Genomic DNA, 21851 nt, shown 5'->3' with positions numbered 1-21851 from the left:
CAACCTTTTATGAGGTTGTCTCATCTTCCCTATATCAAACACACAATGAAGTTGGCGCAATATAGTATAGATGATTTGCTGGAGGGCTGTAAGGCGGGTGACCGCAAAATGCAGGAAGCGCTTTACAGGCATACTTCAGCAAAGATGATGGCTGTATGTATGCGTTATGCAAAGGATAGGATGGAAGCAGAGGATTCGTTACAGGTGGGGTATATTAAAGTGTTCCAGAAGATAAAGGAATATAGGGGGGAGGGCTCTTTTGAGGGATGGATAAGAAGGATCATGGTCAATACGGCCATTGAAAATTACAGAAGAAATATCCGTTCTCTTAATATTGTCCCAATTGATGAAGCTTATGAACAGCCTGCTGCAGCCAGTGATTTTAGCAGAATGGATATGCAGTTGCTGATAAAAATGATACAGAAACTGGCCGATGGTTACAGGCTGGTATTTAACATGTATGTGATTGAAGGGTATTCACACAGGGAGATAGGAGAGGCTCTCGGAATTTCTGAGGGAGCAAGCAAATCTCAGTTATCCCGGGCGAGAGCAATATTAAAAGAGGAAATTTTAAAAATGGAGGGCATGAACTATGCTACACATGCAGGATAAGGAATTTGATGAAATGTTCAAAAACTTGTTTGATGGCGCAGCAATCGAACCTTCGGAAGGTTTATGGACAGAAATTGCCGGTAAACTGGATAAGCCGGCAGACCGGAAAAAAGGTATTTATTTGTGGGTGTCAGTTGCTGCGGCTGCTGTTATTCTATTGGTTTGTGGGTTGATACTGCCTGGAGACGAAAAAATACGTTTACAGAGTGCCGTCGCCTCGGTGAACACCGAGAATGCTGCTGGTGCTATTGTTGAACAAATCGATGTCAGACAACCGCAGGCGGCTGAACTGCCGGTACGCAGTGTGCCTTTAGTGATTGCCCCTGGATTGAGTGATGAAGAGAAGAAGGGATTTGCAGGGAAACTTCCGGCCGATACGGCGGATGTTCCCGATAAGCATAAAATGGCTATGGAACCTGCTGTCTTGACCGCCCAGTCGGCGATACCGGCAGTACAGTTCCAGGCACATGAGGAACAGCCTGTAATTGCCAGTGCTCAGATCAACAGCGCAGATACCACCGGAGATATGTACGGACAGCAGGAACGGAAAGGCATCAGGAATGTTGGCGATCTGGTCAATTTTGTGGTCGGTAAGGTAGATAAGAGAGAAAACAAGATTGTTGAGTTTGATACAGATGATGACAATTCATCGCTGGTCTCATTAAACCTCGGAATCGTCAGATTTAACAGAAAAACCAAATAAGCACTAACACATAGAATAATGAGACGTTTTGTATTTACTTTAATGATGACTGCTGGAATGGCTGCTACGGTAGTTTCAAATGCATCCGCGCAGCGGGACACAACTGCAGCTGCCAAAAGAAAATTTCCTTCCAAATTTTCTTTATCGGTAAACTTTGGAAAGGAAGACAGAGATACAACAAAGAAATGGCCGGGATTTAAAGATGTCAACGGTGTATTGGTCCCTGAAGAACGCGCCAAGGCCAGGGAAGACAGTATCAGGACTGCAAAAGCGAATAAGGGACGTTTTATAGGTGGGATTACACTGACGCGGTTTGACTTAGGTTTTTCCAGGCTAATCGATAATGGCAGTTTTAATCTGTCGCCGGAAAACGAATTCCTTGATTACCGTGGGGGCAAGACAAGTACAGTTTCCTTTGATGTACTGCAGATGGGATACCGTTTCAATTCGAATTTTAAGGTGTATGTTGCCGGTGGCTTTGACTGGACAATGATCCGTCTGCAGAAGGACATCACCATACAACCGAATCAGTCGCAACTAACTTACGTGACCGATACGGTAAGGTTCTCAAAAAACCGTTTCTCTAATAGTTATGTACACGTTCCATTAAACTTTGAACTACGTACCAATGAAAATGAGAACGGAAAGCGGTTTTACTTTGTATTTGGCCCCGAAATAGGCTTTTTACTTAACGGCAAGGTGAAACAGATCAGCGATGAGCGGGGTAAAGAGAAATTTAAAGACAACTATAATTTTCAGCCCTTCCGTTATGGTGGTACGGTGCGGCTGGGGTACGGAAGTTTTGGTATATTTGCCAAATATTATATGAACGATATGTTTGCAAGCGCCCCTCAGAAAGGCTTAAGAAATATGTCCTTTGGTGTGACACTCGGACTGAACTGATCAATACGACCCCTTTTTAATACACAAATAAACACCGGCCCTGTTGTAAGTTACAACAGGGCTTTTTTATTTTATATTTGATCTGTGGAAGATCAGATCATCAGTGTAAACAAGCTCTCGAAGCGCTACCAACCCGGAACCGCGCAGGGGATCAATCAAATTAGTTTTTCAGTAGGAAGGGGTACGATTACTGCGATTATCGGAGAAAGCGGAAGTGGAAAGTCTACCTTGTTGAAATCGATATATGGACTCCTTAAAGCTGACGAGGGTGAGGTACTTTTTATGGGAAAGCGCGTGCCCGGCCCTGATGAACAACTTATACCCGGTCACAAGGCAATGAAAATGGTGACCCAGGATTTTTCCCTGAATATCTATGCTAAGGTTTACGACAATATTGCCGCTATGCTCAGCAATACGGATGTACATCTTAAGCAGCAAAAGACCCATGCCGTTATGGAACAACTGCACATCGCACATTTGCGGGAAAAGAAGATCACTCAGCTTAGCGGAGGCGAGCAGCAGCGGGTGGCTATAGCGAGGGCATTGGTAACGGATACGGAAGTCTTACTTCTGGACGAACCCTTTAGTCAGGTAGACGCCCTTCTAAAAAACCAGCTGAGGGCAGATCTCAAGCGGATTGCAGCTGAAACTGGGGTTACGATCATTATGGTCTCTCATGATCCTGCGGATGGTCTTTTCATGGCAGATGAACTTCTGGTGGTCAAAGACGGACAGCTTTTGCAAAAGGGGAATCCCGAACATATCTATAACCACCCCGATCATGTGTATACTGCTCAGATGCTTGGAAATGCAGTAACACTGGAGGCGGAAGATGCAAGAAGACTGGGGCTTGAGATCAACCAGGGAAAGGCTGTGTTTTATCCGGAATGGGTGGAACTGAAGACGTCCTGGAACAGCCGGAGGTTTGAAGTTAAGGATGTTTATTACAAGGGGTTTTATGAGGAGCTGTTACTGGAGAGGCACGGAGTAACTATAAGAGCCTTACAGCTCAACAGGGGCGAGCATAAAAAAAGCGAACATGTACAGGCCAGTATATCCCGTTTCCTAACTTTAAAATCTTAATATACAAAAAGCCGGGACTGGTCAGGTCCCGGCTTTCCAATATTTTAGGATAATGTGGGCGCATTCAGGTTACGTCTCTTGAAGGGATCAGTACTACTTTCAGACGAATAGGCACAGTGGGTTTCTGCGGCAGCTTAGTTGAGAATTCGGAACGCTGAATGTCAATCGCGATTCCTCCGTTAAAATGTTCATAGCTATAGGAGATTCCTTCATAGGTATAAGGCAGTTGTATATAGCTGCTTTTGTTTACCGGATGATCAAGATAAACCAATACGCCTTCGATATCGACATTTAATTGATCGATTTCAGGAATGTTTATTTCAGCAGTATAAGTAGTACCGTCGGTTGAAGATAGCCATTGAGCGGGCTGTATGTTGAAAATAATTGTCCTGTTGGGAGTTTCCTGGACAATGGTGTCTTTCTTGCACGACACCAGACCCAGCGTGGTGGTACAAAGTAGGAGTAAGATTAGGTTTTTCATGTTTGCGTGTTTTTAAAGTTGATACAGCAAAACTGCTGCCACGAAACCAGGATTAATGAAGACCTGTGGTCTGTGTAATTAAAATGTTAATGTTTAGCTACTTATACCAGGTATTCGAAAAGCGTCTGGTCGTTATTCAATGCGATAACCTCGAACTTAAATTCCTTCATCCGGGTAATCAGTCCGGCATAGTCATCCTTATTGGTCAACTCAATGCCAACAAGTGCAGGTCCGTTTTCCCGGTTGGTTTTTTTTATGAATTCGAAGCGGGTAATATCATCCTGAGGGCCCAGTACATTATTGACAAACAATTTTAGTGCACCTGGCCTTTGGGGAAACCGCACGATGAAATAATGTTTCAGGCCTTCGTAAAGCAGGGATTTTTCCTTGATCTCCTGCATTCTTTCAATATCATTATTACCTCCGCTAACAATACAAACCACTCTTTTTCCCCTGATGCGTTCACGGCAGGCATCCAAGGCAGTTACTGAAAGTGCTCCTGCGGGTTCAACGACAATGGCATCCTCGTTATACAGCTTTAAAATGGTTGTACAAATCTTGCCTTCGGGGATCAGTAATACATCGTCAAGCAATTCCCTGCATATCGGGTAAGTCAATGCACCGGCCCGCTTTACAGAAGCGCCGTCTACAAAGCGGTCAATATGGTCTAATGTGACTGGGCCGTTTTGTTTAAAGGCTTCCAGCATGGAGGGTGCGCCCTCAGGTTCCACACCAATCAGTTCCACACCCGGCTTCTGTGATTTGAGGTAGCTGCCTACACCTGCAGCCAGTCCGCCGCCGCCGATAGGCACAATCACTGTATCTACGCCAGGCAGATCTTCCAAAATCTCTACACCGACCGTACCTTGTCCTTCAATGATGCTGTAGTCATCAAAAGGAGGAATGAAAGTCATCTGATGCTTTTCTGTATAAGCCAAAGCCTCATTAAGGCAATCGTCAAATGTATCGCCCGTGAGTACCAGTTCTATCCGGCCATTGCCAAACATTTCAGTTTGTTTCACCTTCTGTTTCGGCGTAATCTCGGGCATAAAAATTACGCCCCTTGTGCCTAGTTTATCACATGAGAAGGCCACTCCCTGCGCATGGTTCCCTGCACTTGCACAGACGATTCCGCGGCTGAGCGCCTCAGGACTGAGCTGGCTGATCATGTTAAAGGCCCCACGGAGCTTATAAGACCGGACAACCTGCAGGTCTTCCCGTTTAAGATAAACTTTGCAGTTGTATTTTTCAGACAACCCCGCATTATAGATCAGCGGGGTATGTCTGACAATACCATTTAACCGCTTAGAAGCGGCAAGTGAATCCAGCTTTTTCAGACTCATACATTTGCGGCCAGCCAATTGCCGACTTCACTGGTTTTGTATGCTTTGTTCTGTCCGGCAAGATCCTCGGTTACGATACCTTCCGACAATGACTTGTTAACTACGTTGCGGATCGCCTCTGCTTCTTCCTTCAGTCCGAAGGCATCTTCAAACATCATTGCGGCAGAGAGTACAGTAGCCAGGGGATTGGCGATGTCTTTACCGGCAGCCTGAGGATAAGATCCGTGGATGGGTTCGTAAAGTGAAGTATGAATACCTTTGGACGCAGAAGGCATCAGGCCCATAGAACCGGAGATAACAGAAGCTTCATCGGTCAGGATGTCGCCAAACAGGTTCTCCGTGATCAGCACATCATAAGAATTCGGCCACTGTACCAGGCGCATTGCCACGGCATCTACAAATTCATAACTTACAGTTACTTCAGGATAATCCTTCTCCATAGCTTGAACAGTTTCCCTCCAAAGACGGGAGGTTTCCAGTACGTTCGCCTTATCGACACAGCAAAGCTTTTTGCTGCGGGTCATCGCCAGTTCGAAGCCCAGTTTGGCCAGGCGCTGCACTTCCTCACGGGTATAGGTGCAGGTATCGAAGGCAGTATTGTCGCCATCTTTACGTCCGCGCTCACCAAAATAAATACCGCCTGTCAGCTCACGCAGGATGATCAGGTCTGTGCCTTCAATGCGCTCGCGTTTCAGCGGAGAGTTGTCGATCAGCGAAGGAAAAGTAAAAGTCGGGCGCACATTGGCAAACAAGCCCAGTTTCTGGCGCATTTTCAGCAGGCCCTGCTCAGGGCGTACCTTTGCCTTCGGATCATTGTCGTAACGTGGGTGCCCGATGGCGCCAAACAGCACTGCGTCGGCAGCCATACACACTTCATGCGTTTCATCGGGATAGGGTTCGCCTACCGCATCTATGGCGCTGGCACCAGTCAATGCCGCAGTCCAGGCAATCTCGTGGCCGAATTTTTTCGCAACTGCATCACATACTTTTACAGCCTGGTCTACGACTTCAGGCCCGATTCCGTCACCCGCTAAAAGCGCAATATTCAATTTCATATACTCGTATTGTGTTTATAATTGTTTGTTAAATTTATTGTCCTGTCTCGCTCAATCTCAGATGATATTGAGCATTTTTTGTGTTGCCTTAATGGCGCTCACCGTCTGGTCAGAGTCCAGTCCGCGGGTAATAAATGTTTTTTGCGTGGTTTCCCAGGTGATTACCGTTTCACAGAGTGCATCAGAATTACTTCCAGGAGCAATTCTCACGGCATAGTCGATCAGCTTGGGAAGACTTCTGCTTTTCTTGTCATACACCCTGGTCAATGCATTCATAAAGGCATCAAATTGTCCGTCGCCCTGGGCATTTTCCTCAAATTTCTCACCTTCAATGCGTACGGCTATTGTAGCCGAAGGCCGAAGTCCCATTGCGTTGGTCAGCACGTAGGATTCAACCGACACTTTCTCTTCGTATAAACTGCTGTCCAGTACATCGGAAATGATGTAAGGAAGGTCCTCTTTAGTAACGGTCTCTTTCTTGTCCCCAAGCTCGATCACCCTTTTGGTGACTTTACGCAGATCTTCCTCATTGAGTTTGAGGCCAAGTTCCTGAAGGTTCTTTTCGATATTGGCCTTTCCAGAAGTTTTTCCAAGTGCATACTTGCGTTTACGGCCGAAACGTTCTGGCAGAAGGTCGTTGAAGTACAGGTTGTTCTTATTGTCCCCATCGGCATGGATACCTGCCGTCTGTGTGAACACATTATCGCCCACTATTGGCTTATTGGCCGGGATACGTACGCCTGAGAAAGTCTCCACCAGTTTGCTCACCTGGTAAATAGATGATTCCCTGATCTGTACTTCCACAGCGGGGACAAAGTCATTGATCACCGCTACCGCACTTGCCATTGGTGCGTTTCCTGCCCTTTCCCCCATACCATTGACGGTGAGATGAAGGCCATCTATACCAGCCTTTACCGCTTCAAGCACATTGGCAGTGCCAAGGTCATAATCGTTATGGGCGTGAAAGTCAAAGCGCTGGACCGGATACCTTTGCTTTAATTCAGAAATATACTGATAGGTCTCAGCAGGTGTGAGGATACCAAGCGTATCCGGCAGCAATATCCGCTTTACTGGTTGTTGCGAGAGGAAATCAAGAAACTGAAAAACATATTCAGGGGAATTGCGCATGCCATTGCTCCAGTCTTCCAGGTAAACGTTGGTCGATATCCCTTTTGCCGCCGCTAATCCGATTACGTGACTGATCTCCGAAAAATGCTGTTCCGGGGTCTTCTTCAACTGGTGGGTAAGATGGTTCAGTGAGCCCTTGGTCAGCAGATTTTGTACCTTCACCCCGGCGCTAACCATCCAGTCGACAGAAATCCCGTTGTCTACAAAAGACAATACCTCGATCTTTTCCGCATGACCATGCTGCGCTGCCCAGGTCATAATTGTCTTCACGGCCTGGAACTCACCGTCGGAAACACGGGCCGAAGCGATCTCAGCCCTGTCCACGCGCAGTTCATCCAATAATAGCTGGGTTATGGTGAGTTTTTCTGATGTAGAAAACGACACTCCCGATGTCTGTTCGCCATCGCGGAGTGTCGTATCCATGATTTCAATTTTTTTTCTTTCCATTAAATCGGCAGATGCGAAGCAAATTCCTGGATCTCCGGCTTGATACTTTGCAGATAGTCGATATCATCAAAGCCGTTCATCATGTTCTCCTTCTTGTAGGGGCTGATGTCAAACTTCTCCTGCGCTCCGGTAGACAGCAGTGTTATGGTCTGCTCCGGCAGGTTGATCTCTATTTCAGCAGCCGGGTTACCATGAACAGCAGTAAAAAGCGCTTCGGCAAATTCCGGACTTACCTGTACAGGCAATACACCAATGTTCAGGCAGTTGTTCTTAAAAATGTCTGCAAAGAAGCTTGACACCACACACCTGAAACCATAATCGTAGATCGCCCAGGCTGCGTGTTCCCTTGAGGAGCCTGACCCGAAGTTCTTGCCTCCGATCAGGATCTTCCCGCTATAGGTCGCGTTGTTCAGGATAAAGTCCTGCTTGGGTGTGTTATCTGCGTTGTATCTCCAGTCGCGGAACAGATTGTCGCCAAAGCCGACACGCTCTGTAGCTTTCAGGAAACGAGCGGGGATGATCTGGTCGGTGTCTATATTTTCAATCGGAAGAGGGACCGCAGTGCTCCTCAATACCGTAAATTTATCGTAGGCCATTCTATTTTCGTGTGTTAGACAAGTTCTTCTATTAATGTTCTCGGATCGGTAACCACTCCGGTCACAGCGGCGGCGGCGGCAACCAGCGGGCTCGCCAGTAAAGTCCTGGCGCCAGGGCCCTGTCTTCCTTCAAAGTTCCTGTTAGAAGTACTTACCGCATATTTGCCTGCAGGTACTTTATCGTCGTTCATCGCCAGACAAGCCGAACATCCGGGCTGGCGCAAGGTAAATCCTGCTTCGGTCAGGATGTCCAGGATACCTTCTTCCCTGATCTGTGCTTCGACCACATGTGATCCGGGAACCAACCATGCAGTTACATTATCTGCCTTATGACGGCCTTTAACAATAGAAGCAAAAGCCCTGAAATCCTCTATACGGCCATTGGTACAGCTACCTACAAATACATAGTCTACTTTTTTTCCGATCATCTGATCGCCTTCAGAAAAACCCATGTAACCCAGTGATTTCTCATAGGTAGCCACGCCGCCTTCTACATGTTCTGCATCAGGAATATGCTGTGAAATGCCGATGCCCATACCAGGATTTGTACCATAGGTGATCATGGGCTCTATCGTACTGCCATCATACGTATATTCTTTGTCAAATACCGCATCAGCATCAGTATACAGTGTGCGGTAATAAGCTTCCGCCTTTTCCCAGGCCTCGCCTTTAGGACTGAACTCACGTCCCTTTACGTAATTGATCGTCGTTTCGTCGGGAGCGATCATTCCACCACGGGCACCCATCTCAATGCTCAGGTTACATACGGTCATCCGGCCCTCCATGCTCATGTTCTCGAACACATCACCCGCATATTCCACGAAATAACCCGTAGCGCCGGAAGTAGTAAGTTGTGAAATGATGAACAGGGCAACATCCTTGGGCGTTACACCCAAGCCCAGTTTACCATTAACGGTAATGCGCATTTTTTTGGGTTTCGGCTGCATAATACACTGTGTTGACAGTACCATCTCTACTTCGGATGTCCCGATACCGAATGCAATGGCACCAAAGGCACCGTGAGTGGACGTATGTGAATCGCCGCAAACAATCGTAGTACCTGGTTGGGTGATTCCGTTTTCAGGACCGACTACGTGTACGATACCATTTTTCTGATGTCCTAGGCCCCAGTGGCTGATACCGTACTCATTAGAATTTGATTCCAGTGCCTTCAGCTGGTTCGCTGAAAGCGGATCAGCAACCGGAAGATGCTGGTTAATGGTCGGTGTATTATGATCAGCCGTAGCAAAAGTGCGCTCAGGATAAAGTACCTTGATCCCTCTGGTCTTCAAACCCAGGAATGCAACAGGGCTGGTTACTTCATGGATAAGGTGGCGGTCAATGAAGACGACGTCGGGTCCGCCTTCAATCTTGCGTACTACGTGGCGGTCCCAAACCTTATCAAATAATGTTTTACTCATTTTAACTCTATTTTGTTGTTGTTCTTTTCTCGTTATACTACCTGCTGACTATTCATCATCAGTGTCAGGTCCTCATCATTGATGTCCAGTTTACTGTCTGCCAGTGTCAGGAAGCGGTGATAGGCATCGGCCAGTTCTTCCTTGCTCAGGTTAAAGCCCAGGCGCTCCAGGTGGAACTTAAGGGCATGCCTTCCGCTTCGTGCAGTCAGCACAATGCTGGCACTTGGAAAACCGACGTCTTCCGGTTTAATGATTTCATAATTCTCCCTGTTTTTCAGGAACCCGTCCTGATGGATACCAGAGCTGTGTGCAAAGGCATTTGCACCAACGATCGCCTTGTTAGGTTGCACAGGCATGCGCATCTGCGAGCTCACCATACGGCTTAGCTCATAGAAATTCTTGGAGTTGATATTGGTATGCAGTCCAAGCGACTGGTGGGTTTTCAGAATCATCACTACCTCTTCGATGGAAGTATTCCCCGCGCGCTCACCAATGCCATTGATCGTACCTTCGATCTGCCTGGCTCCGTTTTGCAGGCCTGCAACCGAATTGGCTGTCGCCAGACCCAGGTCATTGTGACAATGCACAGAAATAATGGCCTGGTCAATGTTCTTTACGTTTTCCTTCAGAAAGCGGATCTTACTGCCATACTGGTCCGGCAGGCAATAACCATTGGTATCCGGAATATTCACTACGGTAGCGCCGGCTGCGATCACAGCCTCTACCATCTGCGCCAGGAAATGGATATCCGCGCGTCCGGCGTCTTCTGCATAGAATTCAATGTCTTCTACAAATTGTTTCGCATATTTTACCGCCTCCACGCCACGCGCCAGGATCTCTTCCCGGGTACTGTTGAACTTATGCTTAATGTGCATGTCAGAAGAGCCGATGCCGGTATGTATCCTTGGACGTTTTGCGTATTTCAGCGCAGCAACCGCCGAATCAATATCTCCTTTGTTGGCACGTGTCAGCGCACAAATGATCGGTTCAGAAACTGCTTTTGATATTTCTACTACGCTCTGGAAATCGCCGGGGCTGGAAATCGGGAAACCTGCCTCAATGATGTCCACGCCAAGTGTTTCCAGTTCTTTGGCAATCTCAATCTTTTCAGGGGTTGTCAACTGGCATCCCGGTACCTGCTCACCGTCCCTTAAGGTGGTGTCAAATACATAAACTCTATTCGGATCGTGTAACATAATGCTCTGTTTTTTTAATTTCTTCTACGGCTTTTACTTTTCCGTTTTCCAATATAATTTTTTTCTCGATACAATCAGGTAGCTGGGATTCGAAATGCCCTACATAGATCAGTGTAGTGCCATTGTTCCCGCAAAGCCGGTCTACCAGTTCATTAAAATGCCTGGTCTGCTGGATGTCCAGACCCTGACAGGGTTCATCAAGTATCAGCAGTTCAGGATTCTTAATAATAGTACGGCCCAATAGAGCCAGTCGCTGCTTGCCGAGCGGCAGCTCATTCATCAGTGTGTTGCCATAAGCAGTCAGCCCCAGATAAGCCAGCAGCTCACCTGTCTTCTGGTGTTTTAATGATCCCGGATCGCAGAACAGACCGGAACTGTCATAGAAACCCGAAGCTACAGTTTGCCACACCGTTGCAGAGCGGTCAAAGTACCAGTGCAGCTCAGGTGAGATCAGTCCGATCTTCGCTTTGATCTCCCAGATGCTTTCACCCGTTCCCCGCTTTTGCCCGAAAAGGGAATAATCATTGGCATAGGCTTGCGGATGGTCCCCGCAGATCAGGCTCAGCAAAGTCGATTTCCCCGAGCCGTTATGCCCCTGGAGTAACCACTTTTCCCCGGCCTTCACCTGCCAGTTGATGTCTTTCAGGACTTGTTTTTCCCCATAACTGATGTTGACGTTCCGCATACTGATGATATCTCCCGGATGATCATGCACAGGATGGGCATTCAGGAACTCGGGCAGTTCTTCTGCAATGACAGTAGTATAATCCTGTAACCTTTCGTATTCTGAAACTTCCCTTAGTCTGCCCCCTACAATCTCGGCATAGCGGGTAATACATGCAGGCAGTTCGGCGTCGTTGCCGATCAGGACCAGTTGGGTACCTTCAGCAGCCAGTTGGTCCAGCAATATGTTCAGGTTTTGCCTCGAATTTTTATCTAATCCGTTGTAAGGCTGGTCCAGCACCAGTAACTGCGGAGCCAGCCAGATGGCTTTGATCAGCTGGAGTTTCTTATGCTCACCGCTAGACAGCTGAATGAGCGTGGAGTCCTTCAGTTCTGAATAGCCCAGCTTTTTGAGTATATCTTCTACGTCAGAAAAGCTGAGACCATGCTCAGCACCAAAACGCTCCAGTTCGGCCTGTATCGTAGCAGTCACTTCTACTGACCAGGTATTATAACGCTGCTGGTAATAAAAGTTAGACTGACCTTCAAGGTCTTTAAACTGGTACCAGTTTGCTATATAATATACCAATGGAGGCAACGGACTGAGCGGGTTGAAACCGATTTCGATTTTCCCGCTGAAGGGCGCTAGCCCGGCAATCGCCTTTCCAAGCGAAGTCTTACCGCTCCCGCTGTCGCCACAGATCAGCCAGTTGTCTCCATAATTGATCTTCCATTCCAGGCCCTTCAGTACCGTCTGATGGCGGTACCTCACTTCAAGGTTGCTGATATGGACGAAAGGTTCCGACATTTCTTATGCAGTTTTGATGGATTTCATCGCAGTCATCGCTTTTCTCAAACGCGCACCGACAATCTCAACCTGATGCGAACGCAAAGCCTCATTCACGGTGATTAAAGTCACGTTGTCAACACCGTTGTCCTTACCTTCATTGAAGTTCTTTCCGATCAGATCTGTTTCCACCCTGGTCATGAAGTCTGCCAGCAATGGTTTGCAGGCATGGTCAAACAGGTAGCAACCGTATTCTGCGGTATCAGAGATCACGCGGTTCATTTCAAACAGTTTTTTACGTGCGATGGTGTTTGCGATCAGCGGTGTTTCGTGCAATGACTCATAATAAGCGGATTCAGGTTTGATGCCTGCTTCAACCATGGTTTCAAATGCCAGCTCTACACCGGCCCTTACAAAGGCAACCAGCAACAAAGCATTGTCAAAGTATTCCTGCTCTGCGATCTTCATATTTCCTGCAGGGGTCTTTTCAAAGGCAGTTTCTCCTGTAGCTGCACGCCAGGTCAGCAGGTTTTTGTCACCGTTGGCCCAGTCCTCCATCATTACCCGGCTAAACTCGCCGCTCATGATATCGTCCTGGTGCTTCTGGAACAAAGGACGCATGATGTTCTTCAGTTCTTCAGAAACTTCATAGGCTTTGATTTTGGCTGGATTGCTCAGGCGGTCCATCATGCCCGATACACCACCGTGTTTCAAAGCTTCTGTAACGACCTCTACGCCATATTGTACCAGTTTGGAGGCATAAGCCGGATCAATGCCTTTTTCTACCATTTTGTCAAATGACAGGATAGAGCCAGTTTGCAGCAATCCGCAAAGAATGGTCTGCTCGCCCATCAGGTCAGATTTCACTTCTGCTACGAATGAAGACCTCAGTACACCAGCCCTGTGGCCGCCGGTTCCTACGCAGTATGCTTTAGCCTGGGCAAGTCCCTTTCCTTCCGGATCGTTCTCGGGGTGTACCGCGATGAGGGTAGGTACGCCAAATCCCCTTACGTATTCTGCCCTTACCTCACTGCCCGGACATTTAGGAGCAACCATAATTACGGTAATGTCCTTACGGATCTGCATGCCTTCCTCAACAATGTTAAATCCATGTGAGTACAGCAGGGTAGACCCTTGCTTCATCAATGGCATCACTGCATTCACAACTGAGGTATGTTGTTTGTCAGGTGTTAGGTTGATGACCACATCAGCATCCGGGATCAGTTCCTCATAGGTGCCTACCGTAAAACTGTTTTCAGTGGCATTTTTCCAGGAATCCCTTTTGCCTTCAATGGCTTCCTTACGCAGCGCATAGCTTACATTTAATCCACTATCCCTCAGGTTCAGGCCCTGGTTGAGGCCCTGCGCACCGCATCCAACGATCACCAGCTTTTTTCCTTTCAGTACATTTACGCCATCCAGGAATTCGGCATTGTCCATGAATTCGCAAACGCCCAATTGGTTCAATTGTTCTCTGAGTGGTAGTGTGTTAAAATAATTTGACATCGTTTTTTATTTTTTTGATTAAGATACTTTTATGTTTTATTGATTTGTGTTGATTACTTTCTTAATGGCAGAGGCTATTCCATAATGATAGGCATCGTGAACAGCAAAGAACTGTACCGCGTCAGCCACATTTTTCAATTCAACCCCGTAGCTAGTAGTGAATGCTTTATAATTGTCAAAGATCCCCGTGTCCAGGTCTGCAGACAAGCTGTCTATTGTACTTCGCATCAGGACTGTTAGTTCTTCAATTTCAGCCAGACCGACAAAACCCTCAGGCCGCGTGCCTTTTCTGTAACTGCTGATGATCTTTTCATCCACTATCGGGACCGCGCCCGCCGCTAGATAGCAAAGCAGCTGCTGACTGGCGGCAATATGACCAAAGTTCCAGATCACATTATTGTTGAAACCTCGCGGCACCGCATTCAGCTCTTCAGGTGAGCATGACTCCACCAACCGGATAAAGTTTTCTCTTGTCTGCCTGATTATGGTTAATAAATGGTGTTTCATTGTTATTTTCGGCATTACATGCTGAATACATTTTTTGGCTGATCAAGATACTCATTTTCAATGACTTCTTCACCAGGCTCCCGGCGCTCGAATTCCCTGAGCTTACGGTTGAAGCCTTCACTGTCCTTGATGATGGCCACCCTTGCACTGCGTACGAATTCAATCAGACCATAGGGTTGCAATACTTCGATCAGTTTGTCCGTTTCCTCCCGGTGGCCCGTGGTCTCAAACACCGTATAATCCTTGCGGATCACCACTACACGTGCACCGTTCTCACGCAGCAGGCGTTCTACCAGCACCTTTTCTGCAATTACATCAGTAGGTACCTTATACAGGGCCATTTCCTGCCAGATGATGTCTTCGTTCCGGTTATAATATACTTTCAGTACTTCTACCTGCTTTTCGATCTGCCTGGCCAGCTTGCTGACCACTTCCTCGGTTTCATGAATCACGATATTGAATCTGTGAATGTGCTCAATTTCAGAAGGAGAGGTGTTAAGACTCTCAATGTTGATCTTCCTGCGGGAGAAAATGATTGCTATGCGGTTCAGGATGCCGATGCGGTTCTCTGTATATGCGGTAATGGTAAACTCTTGTTTTCCGTTATCTGTTTCGTTTGAATTACTCATGATGCTTCGGTTATTTAAGTCTGATCTCACTTACACTGCTTCCCTGCGGAACCATCGGGAAAACGTTATTTTCCTTGGCTACCATTACCTCCAGGAGATAAGAGCCGTCATGGTCGAGCATTTCCTTCAGCGCATTTCCAAGGTCGTCGCGCTCCGTCACTTTCTTCCCGGCAATGTAATAGGCGTCGGCCAGCTTGACGAAATCCGGGCTGGTAATGTCCACAAACGAATAGCGTTTGTCATGGAATAGCTGCTGCCACTGACGCACCATGCCCAGGAACCTGTTGTTCAGGATCAGGATCTTTACATTGACTCCGCTTTGCATAATGGTGCCAAGTTCCTGGCAGGTCATCTGGAACCCGCCATCACCGATGATCGCCACAACCGTACGGTCAGGGGCTCCAAACTTCGCGCCGATCGCCGCAGGAAGGCCAAAGCCCATTGTGCCCAGTCCACCGCTCGTAATGTTGCTTCTCGTTTCGTTAAACCTGGCATACCGGCAGGCCACCATCTGGTGCTGACCCACATCCGTAACGATTACAGCATTTCCGCCTGTGAGCTCATTTAATTTATTGAGCACTTCGCCCATGGTCATCTCACCCTCACCGGGGTTCAATTCTTTTTCAATCACAGCTTCGCGTTCTGCCTTGTCATAAGCGCGGAACTCAGCCAGCCATTCTGTATGTTCTTTCTGTTCTGCCAGCGCGGTCAGCAGAGGCAGGGTCTCTTTACAGTCTCCCCATACCGGCACATCGGCCTTTACATTCTTGTCGATCTCTGCCGGATCAATATCAAGGTGGATCACTTTTGCCTGTTTCGCATATTTGTCCAGTCTTCCTGTAACCCTGTCGTCAAAACGCATTCCGATCGCAATTAAAACGTCACAAGAATTGGTTTGTACATTCGGGCCGTAATTACCGTGCATACCGAGCATACCCACGTTCAAAGGATGATCAGTCGGAATCGCTCCGGCACCCAAAATAGTCCATGCGGCAGGAATGCCGGTCTTTTCTATAAAGGCTTGGAACTCAGCTTCAGCATTGCCCAGCAATACGCCCTGACCAAATAAAACAAATGGTTTCTTCGCCGAATTGATCAGTTCAGCCGCCTGTTCGATGTATTCTTTACGTATGTTTGGTTTCGGCCTGTAACTGCGGATGTGTTCACAGGCAGTATATCCTTCATACTCAAAAAGCTGGAGCTGTGCATTCTTGGTAATGTCAATCAATACCGGTCCTGGCCTGCCACTGCGGGCAATATAAAATGCTTTGGCCAGTACGCTGGGTATTTCCGTAGCATCCGTAATCTGGTAGTTCCATTTGGTCACGGGTGTGGTGATGTTGATCACATCCGTTTCCTGAAATGCATCTGTACCCAGCAGATGGGCAAATACTTGTCCGGTGATACAGACCATCGGTGTACTGTCAATCTGGGCATCGGCCAGACCCGTGACCAGGTTGGTCGCTCCGGGGCCACTGGTGGCAAAAGCCACACCTACATGCCCGGAGGTACGGGCATAGCCCTGAGCCGCATGCGTAGCACCTTGTTCATGACGGACCAGTATGTGTTTCAGCTTATCTGTATAGTCATAGAGTGCATCATAGATTGGCATGATGGCACCACCCGGATAGCCGAAGATGGTATCTACGCCTTCAGCAATCAATCCTTCCAATAAAGCAACAGACCCTGAAACGGTTACCGTTTTTTCAGGCGCTGTCAAAGTATTTGATTCTGCTTGTATTGTTTCCATTGTTTAGTTATTTATAGGGGTTTCAGCTTCATTCATTATTCATTGTAAGCATCCGTTACACAGCCTTCACTGGCATTGCTCACCTGCTTGATGTACTTGTAAAGCACGCCTTTAGTGACCGGAGGCGGCATCTGCTTCCAGACGGCCCTGCGCTGCGCCAGTACCTCCTCAGACAGATGGACGTCAATCGTATTGTTAACCGCATCAATCGTGATGATATCATTATCGTGAACCAGTGCAATATTGCCGCCCTCGAAAGCTTCAGGTGTAATGTGGCCGACCACAAATCCGTGAGTACCACCGGAGAAGCGACCGTCCGTGATCAGTGCGACCGTCTTACCCAACCCCGCACCAATGATCACTGATGTTGGTTTGAGCATTTCAGGCATTCCTGGTGCGCCTTTAGGCCCCACTTGCCTGATCACCACCACATCGCCCGGCTTCACCTTGCCGCTCTGGATACCGGCGATCAAGTTCTGTTCACCGTCGAATACCCGCGCCGGGCCGGTGAATTTTTCACCTTCCTTTCCGCTGATCTTAGCTACTGCACCCTTAGTGGCCAGGTTACCATACAACATTTGCAAGTGACCGGTTTCCTTTATTGGGGATTCAACGGGAAAGATAATTTTCTGTGTCTCAAAGTCCAGGTCAACTGCGTCAGCTACATTCTCTGCCAGGGTTTTTCCGGTCACCGTCAGGCAGTCACCGTGCAACAGCCCAACCTTCAACAGGTATTTCATTACCGCGGGAACACCTCCGATCTCATGCAGATCTTCCATCAGGTAAGCTCCGCTCGGCTTCAGGTCACCTAATACTGGTGTGCTGTCACTTACTTTCTGGAAATCTTCCAGTGTTAATTTCACACCTACCGCCTTTGCGATAGCAATCAGGTGTAATACTGCATTGGTCGAACCGCCCAGTACCATTACGATTACCAGCGCATTATGGAATGCTTTTTCTGTCATGATATCAGAAGGGCGGATGTTTTTTTCCAGCAGCAGACGGATCGCTTTACCCGCGGCAATACATTCATCCTTTTTTTCTTGGCTAACAGCAGGATGAGAGGAACTATAAGGTAAGCTCATGCCCAACGCCTCTATAGCGGAAGCCATGGTATTGGCCGTATACATGCCACCACAGGAACCTGCTCCCGGACAGGTATGCTTAATGATACCTTGAAAATCTTCTTCTGAAAGATTGCCAGCCAGCTTTTGTCCGAGGGCCTCGAATGCAGATACAATGTTTAAAGCCTTACCCTGGTAATTACCCGAGTGTGTACTGCCTCCATAAACCATAATTGACGGCCGGTTCAGCCTTCCCATTGCCATCAGCGATCCGGGCATATTCTTGTCGCAGCCAGGCACCGTGATCAGGCCGTCATAGTATTGCCCGCCGCAAATGGTTTCAATGGAGTCTGCGATCACGTCACGCGATACCAGTGAATAGCGCATGCCTTCCGTTCCGTTAGACATGCCGTCGCTCACACCGATCGTGCTAAAGGTCAGACCCACCATGTCATTTTTCCAGACACTATCCTTCACAATCTGTGCAAGACCGTTCAGGTGCATGTTGCAGGTATTTCCGTCATAACCCATGCTGGCAATGCCCACCTGGGCCTTGTCCATATCTTCTTTAGTCAATCCTATCCCGTAAAGCATAGCTTGCGCAGCCGGCTGTGTGGGGTCCTGGGTAAACGTTTTGCTGTATCTGTTTAATTCTGGTGTCTGTGACATATGTTAGGTCTGTTGTGTTATGCTTAAATTTATAGTTGTTCTTTTAGATGATCTACTTATATAATGACTTCGTAGTTTTGCTTTTCCAGGACCAGAGATTGATAAGTCCTCTGGATTACAGCGCCAATACTATCCTCCCATTTCATCGGCATCCGATAGCCTTCAATGCGCCCGATGCCAGCAATTTCGGTCGCCGTTCCACAGAAAAACGCACTGTCTGCGTGATAAAGTTCTTGCAGATCAAGATGTTTTTCAGTCAGCTCAATATCAAGCACTCGGCAAAGCTCCCTTACCGTCGCCCTGGTGATACCGGGAACGATATGTCCTTCAGGCGGGGTGTATAAACGGCCATTTTTTTCCATAAAGATGTTTGCCCCTGGCGCCTGTGCCACGTTTCCGTACTCATCAAGTAATAAGGCTTCATCAAACCCCTTGCTTTTTGCTTCCTGGGTAGCCAGAATCGCATTGACATAATTGCCACCCACCTTCGCCTGTACAGGAAAGGAGCGGGGACTGGGCCGCTCATATCCGGAAATGCAGACGTTTAGTGGTTCATGGCCTAGATAAGCGTCCCATTTCCAGGCACAGATCATAATGGAAGAAGAAACTGGCGCAGTAAGAGACATATTCGGGCCGCAAAAGACTAAAGGGCGTATGTAAGCATCCTTTAGTCCATTCATTTCCAGTAATTTGTAGGCTTTCCTCAATAGTTCATCAATATTCCATTTAAATGGGATGTTCAGCAACCGGGCCGCTTGTTCCAGCCGTTCAAAATGCTGTCTGGCCTTAAAAATTCTGGTGCCGTTATGGGTGTTGTAAGCACGCATTCCGTCAAATACAGAATAGCCATAATGCAATGACTGCCCGTACAGGCTGGCTGCAGGCCCGCTGGCCTTTTCAAACCTGCCATTAAGGAAGATTATGGTATTTGAATTGAAATACTGCATGCCCTGGTTATCGTTTATTTTTGGTTCAAGTCTTTTTTGGTTCAAGTTTTTATTAAAAAAGCGCCACTTTTTTGGGTGGCGCTTTTTGTATTGTCAAATACCTCGTTACAGCGCCGCCTTCCTTCCGGTAATCAGGACCAGAATGATGTTTAAGATGACGTTGTTTACGAGGTTGTTCATTGTGTTAATTGTGTATGTGTTTATAATTCCAATTTACCTCATGCTGTTTTAACAATCAATAGTCAGTAAAAAATATTTAAAAAAAAATATTATATTGATTTATTGAAAAAATTAGTAATTATATATTGTATACATTGTTAATTTCATATCATAACGCTGATCATGGTATACCATATATGAAATTGGTATTTGGTATTGCTATTATGCACGCATTATATTTTTTGCTGAATTCTGCCTAAAATTCCTTTTTGGTATCAAAAAGTTGAATAAAATCTTAAATATTGCGGCAACAAAAAAGCCCCTTGAATCTCAAGAGGCTTTTTATTTTGTAATCAAATATTATGCGACCCCCTCGGCCAAAACAACAATTTTGTTTTTAATGACTTCAACTACACCGCCTTTAATAATAAAGGTGTCTTCTCCGGTTTTACTTTTCACAATGACCGCTCCGTCTTCCAGTGTAGAAATAATAGGAGCGTGATCTTTCAGGATCTGAAAAGAACCTAAAATACCTGGTACGGTAACCGCGCTTACCTCGCCTTCAAAAACTTTTTTGTCCGGGGTTAATATTTCTAATGTCATGCCAACTGCTTTATATTAGTTTGCTTCAGCTAATAGCTTTTTACCTTTTTCAATCGCTTCCTCGATGCTGCCTACCAGGTTGAAAGCTGCTTCAGGATACTCATCCACTTCGCCGTCCATAATCATGTTGAAGCCTTTGATGGTATCTTTGATGTCAACAAGTACACCTTTGAGGCCAGTGAACTGCTCCGCAACGTGAAACGGCTGAGAAAGGAAACGCTGCACACGGCGTGCGCGTGAAACCACCAGTTTGTCTTCCTCGGAAAGTTCGTCCATGCCCAGAATCGCGATGATGTCCTGAAGTTCTTTGTAACGCTGCAGGATCTCTTTTACACGTTGAGCGCAGTTATAGTGGTCATCACCAAGAACTGCCGGGTTCAGAATCCTTGATGTTGAGTCCAGTGGGTCAACCGCGGGATAAATACCCAGCTCCGCGATCTTACGTGACAGTACCGTAGTTGCATCCAGGTGGGCGAATGTTGTAGCCGGAGCAGGGTCGGTCAAGTCATCCGCAGGTACATATACCGCCTGTACGGAAGTGATCGAACCACGCTTGGTAGAAGTGATACGCTCCTGCATCAGACCCATCTCGGTAGCCAGCGTCGGCTGATAACCTACCGCAGAAGGCATACGACCAAGAAGTGCAGACACCTCGGAACCTGCCTGGGTGAAGCGGAAAATGTTGTCAACGAAGAAAAGAATGTCTTTTCCTGCACCTTCTCCGTCACCGTCACGGAAATATTCCGCTACGGTTAGTCCTGAAAGGGCAACACGTGCACGTGCACCAGGAGGCTCATTCATCTGTCCGAACACCAGGGTAGCCTTGGACTCCTTCAGTTTCTCAGCGTCAACCGACTTGAGGTCCCATCCGCCTTTTTCCATAGAGTGCAGGAATTCCTCGCCGTAGTTGATTACGCCCGACTCGATGAATTCGCGCAGAAGGTCATTGCCCTCGCGGGTACGCTCACCTACACCGGCAAATACAGAAAGACCTGCGTATGCTTTGGCGATGTTATTTACCAGCTCCATGATCAATACCGTCTTACCCACACCGGCACCACCGAACAGACCGATCTTACCGCCCTTGGCATAAGGCTCCAGCAGATCGATTACCTTGATACCTGTAAACAGTACCTCTGTCTCTGTAGACAGCTCATCAAACTTCGGAGGAGTAGCGTGGATCGGGCGGCCCGTTGAATTGTCAACGGCGTTGATGCCGTCGATCGCTTCACCGACCACATTGAACAAACGGCCTTTGATCTGATCGCCGACCGGCATCTTAATAGGGGCTCCAGTGTCCAGTGCTTCCATACCGCGGACAAGTCCGTCAGTAGAATCCATGGCGATCGCACGTACACGGTCCTCACCAAGGTGCTGCTGAACTTCTAAAACGATCTTCTGTCCGTTTTCTTTTTTGATCTCTAATGCAGAGAAGATCTGGGGCAGGTGAGCATCGTCAGTAAAACTTACGTCAACCACCGGGCCTATAATCTGCGCTATTTTTCCAATGTTAGGCATATATTGTTTTGGGTAAATTTATAAATATCAATTCGTTAAATGCCTTTTTAAAGGCCTACAATTTGGTTCGCAAAGTTAAAG

At 47.3% G+C, this 21851-nt stretch carries 20 protein-coding genes; 4 read left to right on the top strand and 16 right to left on the bottom strand.

Translation table 11 applies throughout. The annotated features are described in order from the left end of the window. The first annotated feature begins 45 nt into the window (after positions 1-45). The 4 genes from P2W84_RS04325 (at position 46) to P2W84_RS04310 (ending at position 3301) form a co-directional block, all read left to right on the top strand. Complete coding sequence (locus P2W84_RS04325) at positions 46-612, top strand: sigma-70 family RNA polymerase sigma factor (protein ID WP_276088877.1); 567 nt, start codon at positions 46-48, stop codon at positions 610-612. Continuing rightward, complete coding sequence (locus tag P2W84_RS04320; RefSeq protein ID WP_276088876.1) at positions 593-1315, top strand: hypothetical protein; 723 nt, start codon at positions 593-595, stop codon at positions 1313-1315. Before P2W84_RS04325 ends, P2W84_RS04320 begins: the two co-directional genes overlap by 20 nt. Positions 1316-1333: 18 nt before the next feature. Beyond that, on the top strand, positions 1334-2218 hold the full coding sequence (locus P2W84_RS04315) for an outer membrane beta-barrel protein (RefSeq protein ID WP_276088875.1): 885 nt from the start codon (positions 1334-1336) through the stop codon (positions 2216-2218). Between the two features lie 84 nt (positions 2219-2302). Beyond that, positions 2303-3301, top strand: coding sequence for an ATP-binding cassette domain-containing protein (locus P2W84_RS04310; protein ID WP_276088874.1), 999 nt, complete (start codon positions 2303-2305; stop codon positions 3299-3301). A 64-nt stretch (positions 3302-3365) separates the two neighbouring features. Here the strand turns inward: P2W84_RS04310 and P2W84_RS04305 are convergent, their stop codons facing one another. From P2W84_RS04305 to atpD, 16 genes are all read right to left on the bottom strand, one after another. After that, positions 3366-3782: a hypothetical protein gene (locus P2W84_RS04305; RefSeq protein ID WP_276088873.1), complete on the bottom strand. Its 417-nt coding sequence runs from the start codon at positions 3780-3782 to the stop codon at positions 3366-3368. Between the two features lie 101 nt (positions 3783-3883). Further along, on the bottom strand, positions 3884-5125 hold the full coding sequence (ilvA, locus tag P2W84_RS04300) for a threonine ammonia-lyase IlvA (protein ID WP_276088872.1): 1242 nt from the start codon (positions 5123-5125) through the stop codon (positions 3884-3886). Then, on the bottom strand, positions 5122-6180 hold the full coding sequence (gene leuB, locus P2W84_RS04295) for a 3-isopropylmalate dehydrogenase (protein WP_276088871.1): 1059 nt from the start codon (positions 6178-6180) through the stop codon (positions 5122-5124). Before leuB ends, ilvA begins: the two co-directional genes overlap by 4 nt. A 57-nt stretch (positions 6181-6237) precedes the next feature. Beyond that, a complete protein-coding gene (locus P2W84_RS04290) occupies positions 6238-7755 on the bottom strand; it encodes an alpha-isopropylmalate synthase regulatory domain-containing protein (RefSeq protein ID WP_276088870.1) in 1518 nt (505 codons plus the stop codon). Then, complete coding sequence (gene leuD / locus P2W84_RS04285; RefSeq protein WP_276088869.1) at positions 7755-8351, bottom strand: 3-isopropylmalate dehydratase small subunit; 597 nt, start codon at positions 8349-8351, stop codon at positions 7755-7757. The genes P2W84_RS04290 and leuD overlap by 1 nt, the downstream gene beginning before the upstream one ends. Before the next feature lie 14 nt (positions 8352-8365). Continuing rightward, positions 8366-9772, bottom strand: coding sequence for a 3-isopropylmalate dehydratase large subunit (gene leuC / locus P2W84_RS04280; RefSeq protein ID WP_276088868.1), 1407 nt, complete (start codon positions 9770-9772; stop codon positions 8366-8368). A 32-nt stretch (positions 9773-9804) separates the two neighbouring features. Then, on the bottom strand, positions 9805-10968 hold the full coding sequence (locus tag P2W84_RS04275) for a 2-isopropylmalate synthase (RefSeq protein ID WP_276088867.1): 1164 nt from the start codon (positions 10966-10968) through the stop codon (positions 9805-9807). Further along, positions 10949-12439 (bottom strand): ATP-binding cassette domain-containing protein, encoded by a 1491-nt coding sequence (locus P2W84_RS04270; RefSeq protein WP_276088866.1) that lies wholly within the window; start codon positions 12437-12439, stop codon positions 10949-10951. Before P2W84_RS04270 ends, P2W84_RS04275 begins: the two co-directional genes overlap by 20 nt. A gap of 3 nt (positions 12440-12442) precedes the next feature. Continuing rightward, complete coding sequence (ilvC, locus tag P2W84_RS04265) at positions 12443-13924, bottom strand: ketol-acid reductoisomerase (protein ID WP_276088865.1); 1482 nt, start codon at positions 13922-13924, stop codon at positions 12443-12445. Positions 13925-13960: 36 nt separating this feature from the next. Beyond that, positions 13961-14431, bottom strand: a complete 471-nt coding sequence (locus P2W84_RS04260) for a DinB family protein (protein WP_276088864.1) — start codon at positions 14429-14431, stop codon at positions 13961-13963. Positions 14432-14445: 14 nt separating this feature from the next. Then, positions 14446-15060 (bottom strand): acetolactate synthase small subunit, encoded by a 615-nt coding sequence (gene ilvN / locus P2W84_RS04255; RefSeq protein WP_276088863.1) that lies wholly within the window; start codon positions 15058-15060, stop codon positions 14446-14448. A 10-nt stretch (positions 15061-15070) separates the two neighbouring features. Then, on the bottom strand, positions 15071-16810 hold the full coding sequence (ilvB, locus tag P2W84_RS04250; RefSeq protein ID WP_276088862.1) for a biosynthetic-type acetolactate synthase large subunit: 1740 nt from the start codon (positions 16808-16810) through the stop codon (positions 15071-15073). 35 nt (positions 16811-16845) lie between these two features. Further along, positions 16846-18543: a dihydroxy-acid dehydratase gene (gene ilvD, locus P2W84_RS04245; protein ID WP_276088861.1), complete on the bottom strand. Its 1698-nt coding sequence runs from the start codon at positions 18541-18543 to the stop codon at positions 16846-16848. 56 nt (positions 18544-18599) lie between these two features. After that, entirely contained in the window at positions 18600-19535 is a 936-nt protein-coding gene (locus P2W84_RS04240) for an aminotransferase class IV (protein WP_276088860.1), read from the bottom strand. A gap of 474 nt (positions 19536-20009) precedes the next feature. After that, complete coding sequence (gene atpC, locus P2W84_RS04235) at positions 20010-20252, bottom strand: ATP synthase F1 subunit epsilon (RefSeq protein WP_276088859.1); 243 nt, start codon at positions 20250-20252, stop codon at positions 20010-20012. 15 nt (positions 20253-20267) lie between these two features. After that, positions 20268-21770, bottom strand: a complete 1503-nt coding sequence (atpD, locus tag P2W84_RS04230; RefSeq protein ID WP_276088858.1) for a F0F1 ATP synthase subunit beta — start codon at positions 21768-21770, stop codon at positions 20268-20270. Positions 21771-21851 lie beyond the last annotated feature (81 nt).

The sequence above is a fragment of the Pedobacter sp. JY14-1 genome, assembly GCF_029269825.1.
Classification (GTDB): domain Bacteria; phylum Bacteroidota; class Bacteroidia; order Sphingobacteriales; family Sphingobacteriaceae; genus Pedobacter.
Note: the sequence above shows the minus strand (reverse complement) of the source record. Positions and strands in the feature narration are given on the sequence as shown.

What these genes read in the sequence shown, in the direction of transcription:
- P2W84_RS04320 (WP_276088876.1), top strand. Translation starts at nt 593, where the DNA reads ATGCTACACATGCAGGATAAGGAATTTGATGAAATGTTCAAAAACTTG.
- leuB (WP_276088871.1), bottom strand. Translation starts at nt 6,180, where the DNA reads ATGAAATTGAATATTGCGCTTTTAGCGGGTGACGGAATCGGGCCTGAA.
- P2W84_RS04305 (WP_276088873.1), bottom strand. Translation starts at nt 3,782, where the DNA reads ATGAAAAACCTAATCTTACTCCTACTTTGTACCACCACGCTGGGTCTG.
- atpD (WP_276088858.1), bottom strand. Translation starts at nt 21,770, where the DNA reads ATGCCTAACATTGGAAAAATAGCGCAGATTATAGGCCCGGTGGTTGAC.
- P2W84_RS04290 (WP_276088870.1), bottom strand. Translation starts at nt 7,755, where the DNA reads ATGGAAAGAAAAAAAATTGAAATCATGGATACGACACTCCGCGATGGC.
- ilvD (WP_276088861.1), bottom strand. Translation starts at nt 18,543, where the DNA reads ATGTCACAGACACCAGAATTAAACAGATACAGCAAAACGTTTACCCAG.
- ilvB (WP_276088862.1), bottom strand. Translation starts at nt 16,810, where the DNA reads ATGGAAACAATACAAGCAGAATCAAATACTTTGACAGCGCCTGAAAAA.
- P2W84_RS04325 (WP_276088877.1), top strand. Translation starts at nt 46, where the DNA reads ATGAAGTTGGCGCAATATAGTATAGATGATTTGCTGGAGGGCTGTAAG.
- ilvA (WP_276088872.1), bottom strand. Translation starts at nt 5,125, where the DNA reads ATGAGTCTGAAAAAGCTGGATTCACTTGCCGCTTCTAAGCGGTTAAAT.
- leuD (WP_276088869.1), bottom strand. Translation starts at nt 8,351, where the DNA reads ATGGCCTACGATAAATTTACGGTATTGAGGAGCACTGCGGTCCCTCTT.
- P2W84_RS04260 (WP_276088864.1), bottom strand. Translation starts at nt 14,431, where the DNA reads ATGAAACACCATTTATTAACCATAATCAGGCAGACAAGAGAAAACTTT.
- ilvN (WP_276088863.1), bottom strand. Translation starts at nt 15,060, where the DNA reads ATGAGTAATTCAAACGAAACAGATAACGGAAAACAAGAGTTTACCATT.
- ilvC (WP_276088865.1), bottom strand. Translation starts at nt 13,924, where the DNA reads ATGTCAAATTATTTTAACACACTACCACTCAGAGAACAATTGAACCAA.
- P2W84_RS04315 (WP_276088875.1), top strand. Translation starts at nt 1,334, where the DNA reads ATGAGACGTTTTGTATTTACTTTAATGATGACTGCTGGAATGGCTGCT.
- atpC (WP_276088859.1), bottom strand. Translation starts at nt 20,252, where the DNA reads ATGACATTAGAAATATTAACCCCGGACAAAAAAGTTTTTGAAGGCGAG.
- leuC (WP_276088868.1), bottom strand. Translation starts at nt 9,772, where the DNA reads ATGAGTAAAACATTATTTGATAAGGTTTGGGACCGCCACGTAGTACGC.
- P2W84_RS04275 (WP_276088867.1), bottom strand. Translation starts at nt 10,968, where the DNA reads ATGTTACACGATCCGAATAGAGTTTATGTATTTGACACCACCTTAAGG.
- P2W84_RS04270 (WP_276088866.1), bottom strand. Translation starts at nt 12,439, where the DNA reads ATGTCGGAACCTTTCGTCCATATCAGCAACCTTGAAGTGAGGTACCGC.